The 14,124-nt window shown below is 66.5% G+C and carries 13 protein-coding genes and 1 other RNA gene; 5 read left to right on the forward strand and 9 right to left on the reverse strand.

What is annotated here, in order from left to right; translation table 11 throughout:
- Positions 1-113: 113 nt before the first annotated feature.
- From atpA to ACYOEI_RS24700, 6 genes are all read right to left on the reverse strand, one after another.
- The gene (atpA, locus tag ACYOEI_RS24675) at positions 114-1,823 is read right to left on the reverse strand and encodes a F0F1 ATP synthase subunit alpha (protein ID WP_462852289.1); all 1,710 of its coding nucleotides are present in this window, start codon (positions 1,821-1,823) and stop codon (positions 114-116) included.
- Positions 1,816-2,421: an ATP synthase F1 subunit delta gene (gene atpH, locus ACYOEI_RS24680; RefSeq protein WP_462852290.1), complete on the reverse strand. Its 606-nt coding sequence runs from the start codon at positions 2,419-2,421 to the stop codon at positions 1,816-1,818. Before atpH ends, atpA begins: the two co-directional genes overlap by 8 nt.
- Positions 2,418-3,134 carry a F0F1 ATP synthase subunit B gene (gene atpF, locus ACYOEI_RS24685; RefSeq protein WP_462852291.1) on the reverse strand — a complete coding sequence of 239 codons (717 nt, stop codon included), beginning with the start codon at positions 3,132-3,134 and terminating at the stop codon, positions 2,418-2,420. The genes atpH and atpF overlap by 4 nt, the downstream gene beginning before the upstream one ends.
- Before the next feature lie 139 nt (positions 3,135-3,273).
- Positions 3,274-3,567 carry an ATP synthase F0 subunit C gene (atpE, locus tag ACYOEI_RS24690; RefSeq protein WP_462852292.1) on the reverse strand — a complete coding sequence of 98 codons (294 nt, stop codon included), beginning with the start codon at positions 3,565-3,567 and terminating at the stop codon, positions 3,274-3,276.
- Between the two features lie 151 nt (positions 3,568-3,718).
- Positions 3,719-4,540: a F0F1 ATP synthase subunit A gene (gene atpB / locus ACYOEI_RS24695; RefSeq protein ID WP_462852293.1), complete on the reverse strand. Its 822-nt coding sequence runs from the start codon at positions 4,538-4,540 to the stop codon at positions 3,719-3,721.
- Between the two features lie 111 nt (positions 4,541-4,651).
- The gene (locus ACYOEI_RS24700; protein WP_462852294.1) at positions 4,652-4,888 is read right to left on the reverse strand and encodes an AtpZ/AtpI family protein; all 237 of its coding nucleotides are present in this window, start codon (positions 4,886-4,888) and stop codon (positions 4,652-4,654) included.
- Positions 4,889-5,549: 661 nt separating this feature from the next.
- On the opposite strand from ACYOEI_RS24700, the gene ACYOEI_RS24705 reads away from it, so the two are divergent.
- The 4 genes from ACYOEI_RS24705 to ACYOEI_RS24720 all read left to right on the forward strand — a co-directional run bounded on the left by ACYOEI_RS24705 (position 5,550) and on the right by ACYOEI_RS24720 (position 8,734).
- Positions 5,550-6,629, forward strand: a complete 1,080-nt coding sequence (locus ACYOEI_RS24705) for a DUF4912 domain-containing protein (protein WP_462852295.1) — start codon at positions 5,550-5,552, stop codon at positions 6,627-6,629.
- Positions 6,630-7,014: 385 nt separating this feature from the next.
- Positions 7,015-7,779 (forward strand): UvrB/UvrC motif-containing protein, encoded by a 765-nt coding sequence (locus ACYOEI_RS24710; protein WP_462852296.1) that lies wholly within the window; start codon positions 7,015-7,017, stop codon positions 7,777-7,779.
- Between the two features lie 108 nt (positions 7,780-7,887).
- Positions 7,888-8,047, forward strand: a non-coding RNA gene (gene ssrS / locus ACYOEI_RS24715) — 6S RNA.
- A gap of 81 nt (positions 8,048-8,128) precedes the next feature.
- Positions 8,129-8,734, forward strand: a complete 606-nt coding sequence (locus ACYOEI_RS24720; RefSeq protein ID WP_462852297.1) for a 5-formyltetrahydrofolate cyclo-ligase — start codon at positions 8,129-8,131, stop codon at positions 8,732-8,734.
- A 21-nt stretch (positions 8,735-8,755) separates the two neighbouring features.
- On the opposite strand, the gene ACYOEI_RS24725 is transcribed toward ACYOEI_RS24720, so the two are convergent.
- Positions 8,756-10,825, reverse strand: a complete 2,070-nt coding sequence (locus tag ACYOEI_RS24725) for a hypothetical protein (RefSeq protein ID WP_462852298.1) — start codon at positions 10,823-10,825, stop codon at positions 8,756-8,758.
- 173 nt (positions 10,826-10,998) lie between these two features.
- Here ACYOEI_RS24725 and ACYOEI_RS24730 point away from each other — a divergent pair, with 173 nt between their 5' ends.
- Complete coding sequence (locus ACYOEI_RS24730; RefSeq protein WP_462852299.1) at positions 10,999-12,525, forward strand: hypothetical protein; 1,527 nt, start codon at positions 10,999-11,001, stop codon at positions 12,523-12,525.
- Positions 12,526-12,559: 34 nt separating this feature from the next.
- On the opposite strand, the gene ACYOEI_RS24735 is transcribed toward ACYOEI_RS24730, so the two are convergent.
- Positions 12,560-13,210, reverse strand: coding sequence for a DUF4291 domain-containing protein (locus tag ACYOEI_RS24735; protein ID WP_462852300.1), 651 nt, complete (start codon positions 13,208-13,210; stop codon positions 12,560-12,562).
- Positions 13,207-14,091 (reverse strand): metallophosphoesterase family protein, encoded by an 885-nt coding sequence (locus ACYOEI_RS24740; protein WP_462852301.1) that lies wholly within the window; start codon positions 14,089-14,091, stop codon positions 13,207-13,209. Before ACYOEI_RS24740 ends, ACYOEI_RS24735 begins: the two co-directional genes overlap by 4 nt.
- Between the last annotated feature and the right edge of the window lie 33 nt (positions 14,092-14,124).

Below are 14,124 nucleotides of genomic sequence, written 5' to 3' on the forward strand. Positions count from 1 at the left end.
GGCGGGGGATGCGGGCCGACGCGGAGAGTCGCTCGAGGACGACCATTCCGGGTCGGCGAAGGTCCGCGTCGCCGGCCGACGACCCCCTTCAATTCGACATCGGGTCGAAGGCTTTAGGCACCCGCCAGCGCGGGGGCGGCCTTCGCCGCGGGGGAACGATACCGCGCCTTGAACTCGGTGAGGGCCGCCTTCAAGTCGCCCACGATGGCGTCGGTGAGCTTCTTCTCCTGCTCGAGCCGGCCGCGGACGTTCGACTTGTGGTCGCGGACGAACTCGTGGAACTGCGTCTCCCAGCGCGAGACCTCCTTGACCGGCACGTCGTCGAGGTAACCTTCCGAGCCGGCATAGATGCTCATGACCTGGTCGACGACTTCCATCGGCTGGTACTGGGGCTGCTTGAGCAGCTCGACCATCCGGTAGCCGCGGTCGAGCTGGAGCTGGGTCGCCTTGTCGAGCTCGGTGCCGAGCTGCGCGAAGGCTTCGAGCTCTCGGAAGGCGGCGAGGTCGAGCCGGAGGCCGCCCGCGACCTTCTTCATCGCCGGGATCTGGGCCTTGCCGCCGACGCGCGAGACGCTGATGCCGACGTCGACCGCCGGCCGGACGCCCGCGAAGAAGAGGTCGGGCTGGAGGTAGATCTGACCGTCGGTGATCGAGATCACGTTGGTCGGGATGTACGCCGAGACTTCGCCCTCGAGGGTCTCGATCAAGGGGAGCGCGGTCAACGAGCCGCCCGAGCTCGTCGTCTTGACGATCTTGTGGCCGGTCGGGTAGTTGGCCTTGAGGTCGTGGGTGGCCTCTTCGTGGCCGGGGACGCCGAGGTAGACTTTCTGGTTGACGCCCCACTGCTCGGTGACGTTCTCGGCCTCGGTCGGGGCGTGGTCGGGGACGATCACGTACTTGTTGGCGAGCTTCGCCGACCGCTCGAGGAGCCTCGAGTGGGCGTAGAAGACGTCGCCGGGGTAGGCCTCGCGGCCCGGCGGGCGGCGGAGCAGGAGCGAGAGCTCGCGGTAGGCGACGGCCTGCTTCGAGAGGTCATCGTAGACGACGAGGGTCGCCTCACCCTTCTCGTACATGAAGTACTCGGCCATCGCGCAGCCCGCGTAGGGGGCGATGTACTGGAGCGAAGCGGGGTCGCTGGCGCCTGCGGCGACGACGATCGTGTAGTCGAGCGCGCCGTGTTTGCGGAGGATCTCGACCAGGCCGGCCGTCGTCGACTCCTTCTGGGCGACGGCGACGTACACGCAGATGACGCCCTTGCCCTTCTGGTTCAGGATCGTGTCGATGGCGATCGCCGTCTTGCCGGTCTTCCGGTCGCCGATGATCAGCTCGCGCTGGCCTCGGCCGATCGGGGTCATGGCGTCGATGGCCTTGATGCCGGTCTGCATCGGCTCGTCGACGGGCTGCCGGCCGGCGATGCCGGGCGCGGTCGATTCGACGAGTCGGGAGTGCGAGGTCTGGATCGCTCCCTTGTTGTCGATCGGAACACCAAGGGGGTTGACGACGCGGCCGACCATGGCCTCGCCGACCGGCACGCGGAGGAGCTGGCCGGTGGCGGTGACGGTTTCGCCTTCGTGGATCGCCGTGTAGTCGCCGAGGATGATGACGCCGACCGACGACTCTTCGAGGTTGAAGGCCAACCCGGTGACACCGTTCTCGAACGCGACCATCTCGCCGGTCATCACGCCGGAGAGGCCGTGGACCCGGGCGATGCCGTCGCCGACCTCGAGCACGCGACCGACCTCGGTCCGCGTCACCTGGGACTGGAACTGCTCGATCTCGTTCGTGATGACGGATGTGATCTCGTCGGCCCTGAACTTATCCATGCGCCTTCCCTTCGATCAGACGTTTGCGAAGCTGTTCGAGTCGGTTGCGGATCGAGGCGTCATAGAGGTCGTCGCCGACCTGGATGACCAGACCCCCGATCAGCGAGGGGTCGACCGCGAGCTGCAGAATCGGGGTCGCGCCGAGCATCCGGGTGAGCCGATCGCGGAGCGCGTTCTCCTGCGCTTCGTCGAGCGGGACGGCCGAGCGGACGACGACGGGACGGTGGTTGCGGCGACGGTCCCGGAGGGCACGGGCCGCTCGCGAGATCGGCCCGAACGAGCCGAGGCGGCCGTGCCGGTTGAGCACCCTGAGGAACTTGACGACCGTGGGCTGGGCCTTCCCCTCGAGGGTCGTCACGAGGATCCGGTCCTTGTCGCCGGGTGACACCAGGGGCGAGCCGAGCAACTCGGCGAACTGGGGATGGGCGAGGAAGACGTCGGTCGCGATCGCGTCGATCTCGTCGAGGACGGCCTCGGCCTGCTCGCCGTGACCCGCGACGTTGACCAGGGCCTCGGCGTAGGACCGGGTGACCTCGGGGTTCTCGTCGCGGAAAAAGGTCTTGGCGATTGACGCGGGGGAGGCGCTGGCGGCGCTCATGCGATGTAACCCCCAAGTCCGTTGGCCGACGCCGGGGCGGTCGGCAACTCATTGATCGCGGCCTCGACCAGGCGGCGGTGGCCGTCGCTGTCGAGGGTCTTGGAGAGGACCTTGGCCGCGACCGAGACGGCGAGATCGGCCGTCTTCGACCGGATGTCGGCGAGGGCGTTGTCTCGCGAAACCTCGATCTCACGTTGGGCCCGCTTCTGCTCGGCCTCGGCTTCGGCCCGGGCCTTCTGGAGGATCTCCTCGGCGGTGGCCCTGGCCTGGCCGCGGGCTTCTTCGAGGAGGGCGCGGGCGCGGTCTTCGGCCTCGGCCATCTGGCGGCGATGCTCGGCGAGCAGTCGCTCGCTCTCGGCCCGAGCCTTCTCGGTGTCGACCAGCACGTGCTCGAGATGCTCTTCGCGGCGGTGGAGCGCCTCGATCAGGGGTTTCCAAGCGTACTTGCCCAGGACGAACATCAGGCCGAGGAAGACGACCACCGTCCAGATGACGAGCGAGGGCTGGGGCTCGAGGATATTGGGGTCGGCCGCGGCCGCGTGGCCCTCGGCGGCGTGCCCGGCCTCGGGATGGGCGGGTGCGGCGGCCGGGGCGTGGGCGGCGGGTTCGGCTTGGGTTTTGGTCGGCTCCGCGGCGCCCGTCGGCCGTGCCGACGGCCCGAACAGGAACGCCAGGGTCAGGAGTCCGAGGGCCGATAGGGATCGCCGGGACATGGATGAGGACCTCGTGAGGGGGCAGGCTCGAATCAAAGTCGTGTGACGAGACGGAGGGCGGCCCGGCGTCCCACCTGGCAATTGGCCGAGGGTCGCCGGGCGATCTCCCCACGGACGGGCCGCTCCGCCCGTCGCACGCTCACTTGATGAGGATGATGATCAGCGCGAAGAACGAGACACCCTCGATCAGCGCGGCCGAGATGATCATGGCCGTCTGGACGTTGCCGGCCATCTCCGGCTGGCGGGCCATGCTCTCGACGGCCGACTTGGTCAGGCCGCCGATGCCGAGGCCGGCCCCGAGGATCACGATGCCGGCGCCGACGGCGCCGAAATCAACCACCGGGCCGCTCGGGGTGGTCGTCTGGGCGGACGCCGAGCCCTGCGCGAACAAGAGGAGGCCGAAAGCGAGAGCGACGGACTTGACGAATTTCATCGGACCACTGTCTCCTAGTTGGCTAGACACCTTGGGGGGGGATATCCGCGGGGCCGAAACAACGGCCCGCCGTCTGTTGAGGACGAGGATCCCCGGCCCCGTCCCCGGGTGAAACGACCACCCGAGAAAACCGCGACGCCCGAGGGGCAGGTCAGTGCGGGTGCACCGCCGACCCGATGAACAACGCGGACAAGAACGTGAAGATATAGGCTTGCAAGAACGCGACGAATAGTTCCAGGAGACTGAGGAGGATCAGCCCGATCACGCTCGCCCCCATGACGGGGTAGAAGATCGGCCCCTTGGCCGCCACGATGAACCCGAGGATCACCGCGAGGACCACGTGGCCCGCGAACATGTTCGCGAAGAGTCGCACGGCGAGCACGACGTGCCGGATGAAGAGCCCGACCACCTCGATCACGAACATCAGGCCCCAGAGCGGCGGCTTGAGCCACCAGAAGGGGACGTCGAGGTGGGGCACGATCCCGATCCAGAACCCGACGGCCCCCATCTCTCGGCTCCCCGCCGAGACCACGGCCACCAGCGTCATCACCGCCAGGACGGCGGTCACGTTGATATTCCCCGTGGCGGAGGCCATCCCCGGGATCAGGCCGAGGACGTTGTTGAACAGGATGAAGAAGAAGACGGTCCAGAGATAGGGGAGGAACTTGTCGGCCCCGTGCCCCCCGATCGCCGGACGCGCGACCTGGTCTCGGATGAAGAGCAGCATCGCCTCGAACATGTTCATGAACCCGCCGCGCGTCACCTGGTTCTTCCGCGCGTGGGCGACGACCATGGGCAGGATCAGGAGCATCAGCACGGCCGCGATGAGCTCGGTCACCATGAACCGAGTGACCTGGATGCCCGCAATGCTGGGGAGTTCGAACTCCACGGCATAGGGGAACTTCCAGTAGGGGAGTTCCAAGGTGGGGTGGTCCACCACGTGGCTGAGCGGGCTGTGACCGTGCTCGGGCATGGCTGCGAAAGTCCTCGATGACTCGACAATCTACTGCGGGCCCGACCTCGAAAGCGGTGACTGCGGCCGTCAGACGTCGACGCTCGCCAGTCCGCCGGCCCCGGCCGGCGATCAACGGCTCGGAGTCGATCCCCCGCTGTCCTCTCGGGCGATTCGGAGGATGTGAACCATCCCCACGACGAACCCGAGGAAGGCCCCGATGACGGTGGCCCATGGGGGGGACGCCCACCATCGGTCCAGGAACGCCCCGATCAAGGCGGGCACCGCGAATTCCAACCCGATGGTGGAGACTCGCGACGCCCAACGCATGGCGATCGACAGGATGGAGGGCGGATCAGGCCGTTCCACGCACGCCTCCCGAATCCCTCGTCAAGGCAAGGGACGAAGCCGAATGACCATGAGTCGGTCGGGATAGAACGCGGCGGGACGGACCACTCGCGATCCATTTATACCCGCCCAAAATTGGCTGTCAACTCCCCAGGGACCCTCTTCGAGAAATTTTTCACAAAGTCCCCGAGAGGCCTCCGGGTCGGGACTCCGCGAGGCTCGAGCGGCCGCCAGGCGTGATCCGGACGTCCGGCAGGGACGACCCGGTTTCTCTCGTTACATCCATGCGTCGCATGTCCGTTGCCGGACACTCGGGGCGAAATTTTCGTTGACACGAAGAGTGGGATTTGTTATGAACGACCAAGCGAGATTTTACGCAATGCGTCCGGCACGAGCCAGAACGGGGTCCGACCATGCCGTCACCCTCGCGCTGCGAATCCGACCAATAACGACGGGCGGCCTCTTTCCGTGGAACGAACGGGAGGATGGCCGCCCTTGCTGTTTTTAGGTCGAGGACGCGGCGGAGGGGCGATGGTCGTACTCCGACGGTGGTCCGCCCCGGTATCGCAGTCCGGGAGGCATGGAGTTTTCCGGATCGGCCTACTCAGGGATGATCCCCCGCGTTCCTTGTCCGAGTCCGCGTCTAATGCACGCGCCGCGGATGGAGACGGAGTGGCCCCGCATGACCGTCGAAACGCTCAAGGACTGCAATAAGAAATATCTGGCGCAATTGGCCAAAGATCAAGGGATTGTCGGGTGGCATGCGATGCGCAAGGATCAACTGATCCGCGCCTTGTCCGTCCCCCCGGTGACCCCGAAGAAGGCGTCCGCGAAGGCGGCGCCAGTGCCGAAGGCCGTGGAATCGGCCGAGCGTCCCTCGCCCGCCTCCCGGAAGCCGACCGCCCCGGCGGCCCCGTCGCGTCCCCTGACCGTGATGCCGCCGCGTGCGTTGGACCACGCGTGCGTCAAGGATCGGATCATCGCCATGGTCCGCGATCCGTACTGGCTCCACGTCTACTGGGAGCTGAGCCGATCCACGTTGGCCCGGGCCCAGGCCGCCTTGGGGCAGGAATGGCACACCGCCCGGCCGATCCTCCGCGTCTCGGACGTCACGAGCGAGGACACGACCTCCGCCTCCGAGCGGCACGTGCGTGACATTGAAATCCACGGCGGCGTCAACAACTGGTACATCGACGTCGCCACGCCCCCCCGGTCGTTCCGGGTCGACATCGGCTACCTCGCCCGCCGCGGCAAGTTCTTCGTCCTGGCCCGGTCCAACGTCGTCAGCACGCCCAAGGCCGGCGCCTCCGACGCCCTCGACGAGAATTGGGCGAGCGTCCAGGAGCAGTTCCAGAAGATCTACAGCCAGTCGGGCGGGACCGCGTCCGGCAGCGGCGGCTCGGATGACCTCCGCGACCTCTTCGAGGAGCGTCTTCGTAGGCCGATGCAGAGTCTCTCGCTCCAGAGCCTGGGCACAGGTGCCCTGGCCGCCCTGGGACGCGACTTCCACTTCGAGCTCGACGCCGAACTGATCGTCTACGGGACCACCGAGCCGAATGCCCGGGTGACCCTGTCCGGCGAGCCCGTCCAGTTGAGGCCCGACGGGACCTTCACCGTCCGCTTCAGCCTGCCCGACTCCCGCCAGATCATCCCGGCCGTCGCCGCCAGCCCCGACGGGGTCGAGGAACGGACCATCGTCCTCGCCGTCGAACGCAACACCAAGGAACTCGAGCCGATGATCCACGACGGCAACGAGCTCTGAGTCGTCCCCCGGCGATCCTCCTCCGATCGATCGTCTTCCTTTCGCCGCGCCTCCCTCGCCCCAAGGCTTCTGCTGGGGCGAGGGAGGCGCGGATTTCTTTTGGTGATCTAGCCGTTGCTTTCGACGGTCGATCCCTGGAGCAGGGGTGCCCTGCCTGTCCGGCGGGCTGTTTCGAGGGCAGGGGGCGGGATCTGCCTGTCACTCGAGGCTCGCGACCGTCGCCCCTTGTCGGTGGGCTCGGGGCTGCCTAAACTTGGGCGTCCTTCGCGACTGAGGGGGACCTCGCCTACCTGAGTTTCGAACTCCTCCCCACGCGGGAGCGTAGAACCAACCGCGAGAGTCCGTTCACCGAACCCCCGGCGCGAACCGGACGGAGGCGCGACGCTTGAGCAAGGACATCACCGCGATCCTGGACGGTTGGGAGCACGACCCCGACGAGCTGCAAGTCAGGATCGTCGCGGGGGCCGACGGCCAGGATAAGATCCAGATGAGAGTGGATCTCGGCCTGCTCCAGATGGAACTCGCGGGCCGCCCCGACGGCCAGAGGCCGTCGGGCTTCGAGTCCCTCCTGGAGTTCTTCGAGGCCAAGGTTCGCGACGAAGAAGGTTTCTCGCTCGACTCCGAGTCCTGTGCGGTCCTGATGCACGAGGGGCTGCAATACTACCGACGCTACCTCGCCGCCTTCCATCTTCATCGGTTCGACCTGGTCGCTCGCGACACCGAGCGAAACTTGCGCCTCTTCGCGTTCGTGGTCCGTCACGCGGCCCGTCGACGCGACCGGCTCCAGTTCGATCAATATCGTCCTTATGTGACGATGATGCATACGCGTGCCCTGGCACTCCAGTCGCTCGAGCGTGAGGACCACCGTACGGCCCTCGCCGAGATCGACCGAGGCATCGAGGCGATCCGCGCCTTCCTCGTCGACTACGACCGGGCCGACCAGGAGGCCGAGTGCATGGAGCTCGGGTTCCTGCTCCGCTGGCAGCGCGAGGTCGAGAGCAGCCGTCCTCAAGGGCCCGTCGATCGACTCGAGCAGCAACTGAAGCTGGCCGTCGCCCTCGAAGACTACGAAGAGGCCGCACGGATCCGCGACCAACTCCAGCGGTTCCGAGGCCCGGAAATCCCCTCGGAATCGAAGCCTATGCCATGATCGCACGCATCGGTGCCTCGTCCCGATGACCTCCGGTTTCTCGCGTGCCTTTGTCTTGCAGTCGATCCGGGGCGGAGATAGACTGGGGGCGTCTGGCTTCGGTCGGACTAACCTCTGCCATGTTCGACACGGGGTGTTCTTTTGGCGAACCAATGAAAACCCGTTGGGAGCCGATTCACGGCCTCTTGGCATGTCCATGAAGGTCCAAGGCACCCACTTGAACTGCGGGTTCTCAAAAGCGCTCTGACGGCATTGCGGTGGAGGTTATTTAATCGTGCCCGTGTTCCCTTCGGAAGCCGAAGGGAACACGGGCACGATTGCATTTCCCTAACGCGTGTGCGAACCCACGATGGACCTCAAGCCCGAGAAACGTGCGTTGCGCAAGGCGCTCGTCGAGCGGATCCTGGCCGTCGACCTCGACGAGCGTCGGTCTCAGGAAGAATGGCTGGCCGGCCGTTTCGCGGAGCTGCCGGGTTTCGCGGGCGCATCGACGGTCTTGCTCTACGCGTCGGCCTTTCCCGAGGAGATTGCCACGCGGCCGATGCTCGAGCGTGCCCTCACGCTCGGCAAACGCGTCATCTGTCCCCGAGTCGATCGAAGAGCCAGGCAGCTCCGGCTTTTTGAAGTTGGGGACCTCGACCATGACCTGACGCCGGGGACCCTGGCGATCCCCGAGCCGGCCGCCCATTGTCCCGAGGTCACTCCCGAACGCGTCGATTGGGTTCTCGTGCCCGGCCTCGGGTTCGACGACCGAGGCTTCCGCATCGGCCGAGGTGCGGGCCACTACGACCGCCTCCTCCCCACCCTTCGCCCCGACGTCCCGCGCTGGGCGATCGCCTTCGATTGCCAATGGGTCGATGCGTTGCCCGTCGAGCCGCACGACATCCCACTCGACGGGATCGTCTCACCCGGCAAGGTCGCGAGATCTGCAGCGAACACTGGGCTCGGGATCTGATGCGACAAAGGTCTATTGCGACTATTGCGGTAAAAGATTTGGAATCGAAGTGGATGATTCTGTGCAGACTTCTCCGTCGATGGTCGGGCGGGGGATGGGTCGGCGGAGGCACCAGACGACGGTTAGGGCGAGGAGGACGAGCCCCACGGCGTGAATCCAGAGCCCTAGGGCGAGGCCCTTCGGGACGATCTGGAGCTCGAGCCGTCCTTGGTCGTCGGCCCGAGCGGTGAAGTCCTTGGTCCACTCCGCGCATCGCCAGTCGGGGAAGAGTTGCCGGCCGTTGACGAGCCACCAGGAGCCGGGGTTCTGGTTGACGTGGACCTCTTCGTTCGGCCGCACTCGGTAGACGATGCGGTTCGGGCTCCAGGACTCGGGCTCGACGGCCTTCCCGTTCGCCCAGGATTCGCCGAGGTACTCGGGATGTCCTCGCCAGATTCGCGCGGTGGCGAGGTTGCGGTCGTAGCCGAGGAGGGGCTCGTGGGCTCGCACGACCCCGTAACCTCGGAGCATCGCGGGGAAGCCGAGGTTGTTCTGGACGTTCACGACCCGTTCGACTTTCGGGCCGGGGAAGACGTCGTCAGTCGGCTTGTCCCTGGTCGCGACGGGGAGGATCTCATGGCCGTAGCTGACGAGGTCGACGGCGATCACGAGCACGAGGATGACAGCGAGACCTCGGAGCAGCGCTCCTCCTTCGATCCGGAGACGGGCCACGACGCTGGCGACGGACAAGCCGAGGCCGAGCATGCCGAAGATCCGCCATCGCGAGACCACGTGCATCGTCTTGAAGACCGGCCACATCGTGAGCCAGTAGCTGGGGTGGTGCGACTGGACCGACCCGAGCGCGAGCCAGAAGCCGAGCAGCGTGAGCGTGTGCCACCAGCGCCAGCCTCGGATCAACCCCGCGAACGCCAGGATCACGACGACCGGGCCGACGTATCGGGTCGACTCCCAGAAGTAGGTGCTGGTGGCCGTCTCGAGGATGGCCGGCCCAGGGCGGAGGAAGAGCCAATGGAAGGCGTTCGACGGCGGGTCGTCCATGAACGACGACCAGACTCGGGGATAGTCCCACAGGACCGCCCCGCTCGTGGCGAGCCGCCAGCCTGTCAGGGCAAGGACCACGCCGAGGGCGGCGACCGTGTGGGCCAGCAAGCGTGCTCGGAGTCCTTGCGGCTGGACGCGGAGGGCCCGGATCCAAACAAGCCCCGTGAGCACGAAGGCGTAGACGCTGGGATACTGGATGCCGTTGAGGATGTCGAACGCCGCCCAGGCGCCGAGGGCGAGGCCGTCGCGTAGGCGGTGGCCGATCCGGAAGGCGTGGTACATCATCCAGGGGGCCGCGCAGAAGCTCATCGGGATGAAGTACCCGGCCACCGTGTAGACGAGCACCGCGCCATTGATCCCGTAGATCAGGCCCGCCGCCACGGCCGCCCAAGGCTCGCGGAACCAGTGCCAGGCCAGCCGACGTGCTCCTTCCACGGCGATCATCAGGCAGGCGACCGTCGCCAGGCGGAGCCCAACCCCCGTGCCGAACAGGAGGATCAGGAGCGTGGCGGGCGAGACCAACCCGCTCTCGGGCTCGGAGGCCAGCGGGAAGCCCGCCCTGACCCAGGGCGTCCACCAGGGGAACTGGTGCCAGACGAGGATCGTCTGCCGGATCGCCTCGAACTTCTGGAGGTGATGATCCCAGTCGCCGAATCCTAGGTTCTCCGGGTACCGGAGCAATGGCCACGCGAGCGAGGCAATCGCAAGCTGCAAGACCCAGGGGAGGGCTCGGGCGACCAACCCGGGGGCGGGAATGTCGGCCGAGGAGTCGTCGGCCAGCCAGGCGTCGGTCGGCTTGACGGTCAGCAGGCGACGGAGGCCAAGTCCCAGGATCCCGATGAAGGTGAGCTGCCCCATCACCTTGCGGACGGACCAGGGGATGGTGAAGAAGAGATCGAACAGGAGCGGTATCAGGAGGAAGGCCAGCGGGACCACGACCACGACCGCCAGGGGCCATCGCGAGCGGACCTCGGGCCTGGCCCAGAGCGAACGGGCGAGGTTCTCGGCCGGGCGTACGATCGCCCGCAAGGCGGATGGGATTTGGAGCATGATGGCCTGGTTCTCGGACCGCGATTGGTGGAGGACCGGCCCGTGGACGATCGGAGGATCACGTGGCGGGTCTGTTGCCGACCGACTCGGAGACGTTATCGTGGGAGTCCCGGGGACTTTGCCCCGGTCGTCGAAGACAACGCATATCGTGGTCACGAGGTCGCTTGCTGTCCATGGGTCTTGCCCTTCGCCTGACACTCGGCCTGGTCCTCGTCCTCGGCGCGTCGAGGGTGATCTTCTACCTCGCGTACGCGTCCTCCGCACTGGTCGTGCCCATCGAAACGTTCCACCTCGAGGCGAAGATGGTCCTGCTCGCCGAGCGCGTTCAGGAGGGCGTTTCGCTCTATCCATCCTGGTCCGATTATCCGCATGTGTCGAATTTCTTCGGACCCTTGTATTTTACACTGGTTGGTCTGTTGGGTCGGGCGATGGGCGCGGACATCGCCGGGTTGTTCACGATCGGCCGCGCCTTGACGTTCGCCTCGGCGTTGGCGACGACGTTCGGGCTGGCCTGGTACCTCGCCCGGAAATACGGCCGGGATGCGGCCGTCGCCGGCGGGGTGCTCAGTCTGGGGGCGGGGCCGATGCTCGGGTTTTCGGTCATGGTCCGGCCGGACCTCATGGCCGAGACGCTCGGGATCACCGGGTTCTTCCTGGGGGGGCTGAAGTCGCGTCGGGGATGCGTCTTCGGCTGCGTGGTCCTGATCGCGGCGATCCTGACCAAGCAGACCGCGGCGATCTTCCTGGTCGCGCTCGGGATCTCGTTATTCCTCGAAGGCCAACGGCGGCGGGCGATCGCGGTGGTCCTCGGCTGTTCGGCCGGCCTCGCAGCCGTGGTCGCGGCGGTCACGATCGTGGCCGAACCCAACTTTGCCCGAGACCTACTGGGTGAGTCGAAATCTCCCTCGGACTTCGCGAACTGGGTCTCGACCATCGAACGCGTGCTGCTGTTCTCGACCGACCTCATCGTCTTCCCCGTCATCGGTCTGATCCTCTGGACCTCGCGCCGGCCCCGCGACGTGCGCTCGAGCACACTCGCGGTCGTGATCCTGGCCGCGAGTCTGTTGGGGTCGAGCAAGCGAGGCGCCGACCTGAATTACTACCTGAGCCTCCGCGTGGTCGAAGCTTTGGCGGTGGGGACGCTTTGGAACGCCGCCTCGACCGTCACGACTCAGCGGGGACGCGTCTTCACCACCCTGGCCGCCACCCTCGGCCTGCTTGCCTTGCCGTTCGGGACGCTCCTCACCGCGCAACAGGCCTTCGCCTCCTGGAAAACGTCCGAGGACCTGCGAGGGCCATTGGGACACCAACTCCTACGCACCTATCAGCAAGTGTACCGGATGGCCGAGGATCCGAAGGCGCGACTGCTGACCGACTCCGGCCTCTTCGACCTCCACCAGAAAGAACGGGCGGCGTTCGGCGACCCCTGGCTCTTCCGGATGCTCGTCGAGACCGGACGGCTCGAACCGACCCGGATGAAGCGGGCGATCGAGGCGCAGGAATATGATTGGATCGTCACGACCAGCGACCTGAACGCGAAGGAGTATGAATCCTACGGGTTCGGTCTCCCGATGGCCCTGGTCGAGCCCGCGAGGGCCCATTACGCCTTCGTCCGCTCCGACGTCGGCCTCTTCTTTTACTCGCGTCGAGTGCTGGCGCCGTCGAGGGCAGGCGCGGAGACCGCGGCCCCGGTGCGATGAACCGAAGAGAGCCGCCGTTGGCTCCTCTAACGACTCAAGGCGCCTGGGACCACTCGGAGATCCCAAGGCGAGCGGCGACCTTCGGATCTTCGATGCGATAGACAGCGTCTCGGGGCATGACCAGTCGGTCGAATGGGGCGACCGCGTTCGACCGCTGCTCGGCGACGAAGTCGGAGATGTCTTCGATACCGATGAGCCAGTCTTTCACGTATCTGCCAACCACGTCGCCCCTGAGCCCGAGTTGGATCGCCCGGCGCTCGACGGGATTGCCGGATGGCCCGTGGTCGGGATCCCACTGGAGCCGGACGTCGGACTCGGCAACCGCCTTCTGCCACGCGTCGTGGCTCGCATAGGCCTCCGCCGAGAATGACGAGGGGACCGCCCGGCGGAGGATCTCGTCGAAGGCCTCCCGGCGCAGGCGGACGGCCAAAGTCACCTCCTGGTCGACCTTCGTGCCCCACCCCGAACGATACATCATCCAGAGGAAGTTCGGCTTGATCCAGGTCATCCGACCGACCTTGAATTCGCCCCCGAAATGGCCATGCTGGGCCGCATAGCGGCCGATCTTCGGGTTGTACGCTTGGTACACGACGACCGACTCGGCATTGGCCTGGGCGAGGATATGTCGGCCAGCTTTGGGCCATCGCGACTTCTGGTCGAGATACGCTTCCGTCTCGAGGTTCATTCCCTGACTCGGTTGTGTCGTTCGTGGTGCCAGTTGTGGCGAGTGAAGCCGCGTAGCCAGGAATTCTCCAGGTAGTGGAATGTCCCCGAGCCATTCTCCCAACTCAAGAGGCCGACGCTGCCCTCTTCCGCACAGGAGCCACCTCGCCTCAACTCGAACCCCGCCAATTGATAGACCTGAGTGCCGCCCGCCGGGCTCGCGACCTGTCCGAAGCGGCTCCCGTAGTGGCCGAAGAAGGCGAACGAGGGTTTGGCCAACTCGAGCATGAGGCCGAGACCTTCGCTCCCGCTGTCCGTGAGGACGGCATCCCTCGGGCCGTCGTGCGAGAGCAGCACGTCGAACGACGAACTCGCCAGCGCGGTCACGCTCTCCTCCCGGATGCGGCCCCGGTCGGGAGTCCGGCGGCGGGCGTTCGGCGCGCGGTCATCGATCCCCCAGAGTGCACCCACTCGTAGGGGGCCGGGCAGGGTCTCGACCCGGCCGTCACGGATGCAGCGGACGAGCAGGTAGGCATCGACGGGGAAGTTCGACGAATGCCTCCCTCCGTTCCGCTCGTGCGTGGCCAGTGCCTCGAAGTCTTCGTGATTGCCGGCCGTGAACCAGAGGGGAGGCGGCGGGCCGTCCTGCCCATTCAGCACGGCATCGGCCTCGCGAGTGGGCTCGGCGATCAGGCAGGCCCCCAACTCCAGGGGGTCGGCGGCGGCATGCCGGGCGGTCGCCTTGTCGAGCCGAGACGGATCGGGAAAGTAGCCGAGGTCGCCGACCTGGAGCAGCCCGTCGAGATGGATCCCATGCTCCCGCTCCCAGGCCATCGCCAGTCGGAACGCCGGGAGGATCCGGCCGTGGAGGTCGCCGAAGACGAGATAGTGGTTCAGGCTCATTTCGGCGACGTCATCTTCCGAAGGTGTATGTGG

The sequence above is a fragment of the Singulisphaera rosea genome, assembly GCF_054877945.1.

Bases quoted from the DNA above. Each gene is read 5' to 3' on its own strand.
- ACYOEI_RS24725 (WP_462852298.1), bottom strand. From the start codon at position 10,825: ATGCTCCAAATCCCATCCGCCTTGCGGGCGATCGTACGCCCGGCCGAG.
- atpE (WP_462852292.1), bottom strand. From the start codon at position 3,567: ATGAAATTCGTCAAGTCCGTCGCTCTCGCTTTCGGCCTCCTCTTGTTC.
- ACYOEI_RS24735 (WP_462852300.1), bottom strand. From the start codon at position 13,210: ATGAACCTCGAGACGGAAGCGTATCTCGACCAGAAGTCGCGATGGCCC.
- ACYOEI_RS24730 (WP_462852299.1), top strand. From the start codon at position 10,999: ATGGGTCTTGCCCTTCGCCTGACACTCGGCCTGGTCCTCGTCCTCGGC.
- ACYOEI_RS24705 (WP_462852295.1), top strand. From the start codon at position 5,550: ATGACCGTCGAAACGCTCAAGGACTGCAATAAGAAATATCTGGCGCAA.
- atpB (WP_462852293.1), bottom strand. From the start codon at position 4,540: ATGCCCGAGCACGGTCACAGCCCGCTCAGCCACGTGGTGGACCACCCC.
- atpH (WP_462852290.1), bottom strand. From the start codon at position 2,421: ATGAGCGCCGCCAGCGCCTCCCCCGCGTCAATCGCCAAGACCTTTTTC.
- atpF (WP_462852291.1), bottom strand. From the start codon at position 3,134: ATGTCCCGGCGATCCCTATCGGCCCTCGGACTCCTGACCCTGGCGTTC.
- ACYOEI_RS24720 (WP_462852297.1), top strand. From the start codon at position 8,129: ATGGACCTCAAGCCCGAGAAACGTGCGTTGCGCAAGGCGCTCGTCGAG.
- atpA (WP_462852289.1), bottom strand. From the start codon at position 1,823: ATGGATAAGTTCAGGGCCGACGAGATCACATCCGTCATCACGAACGAG.
- ACYOEI_RS24740 (WP_462852301.1), bottom strand. From the start codon at position 14,091: ATGAGCCTGAACCACTATCTCGTCTTCGGCGACCTCCACGGCCGGATC.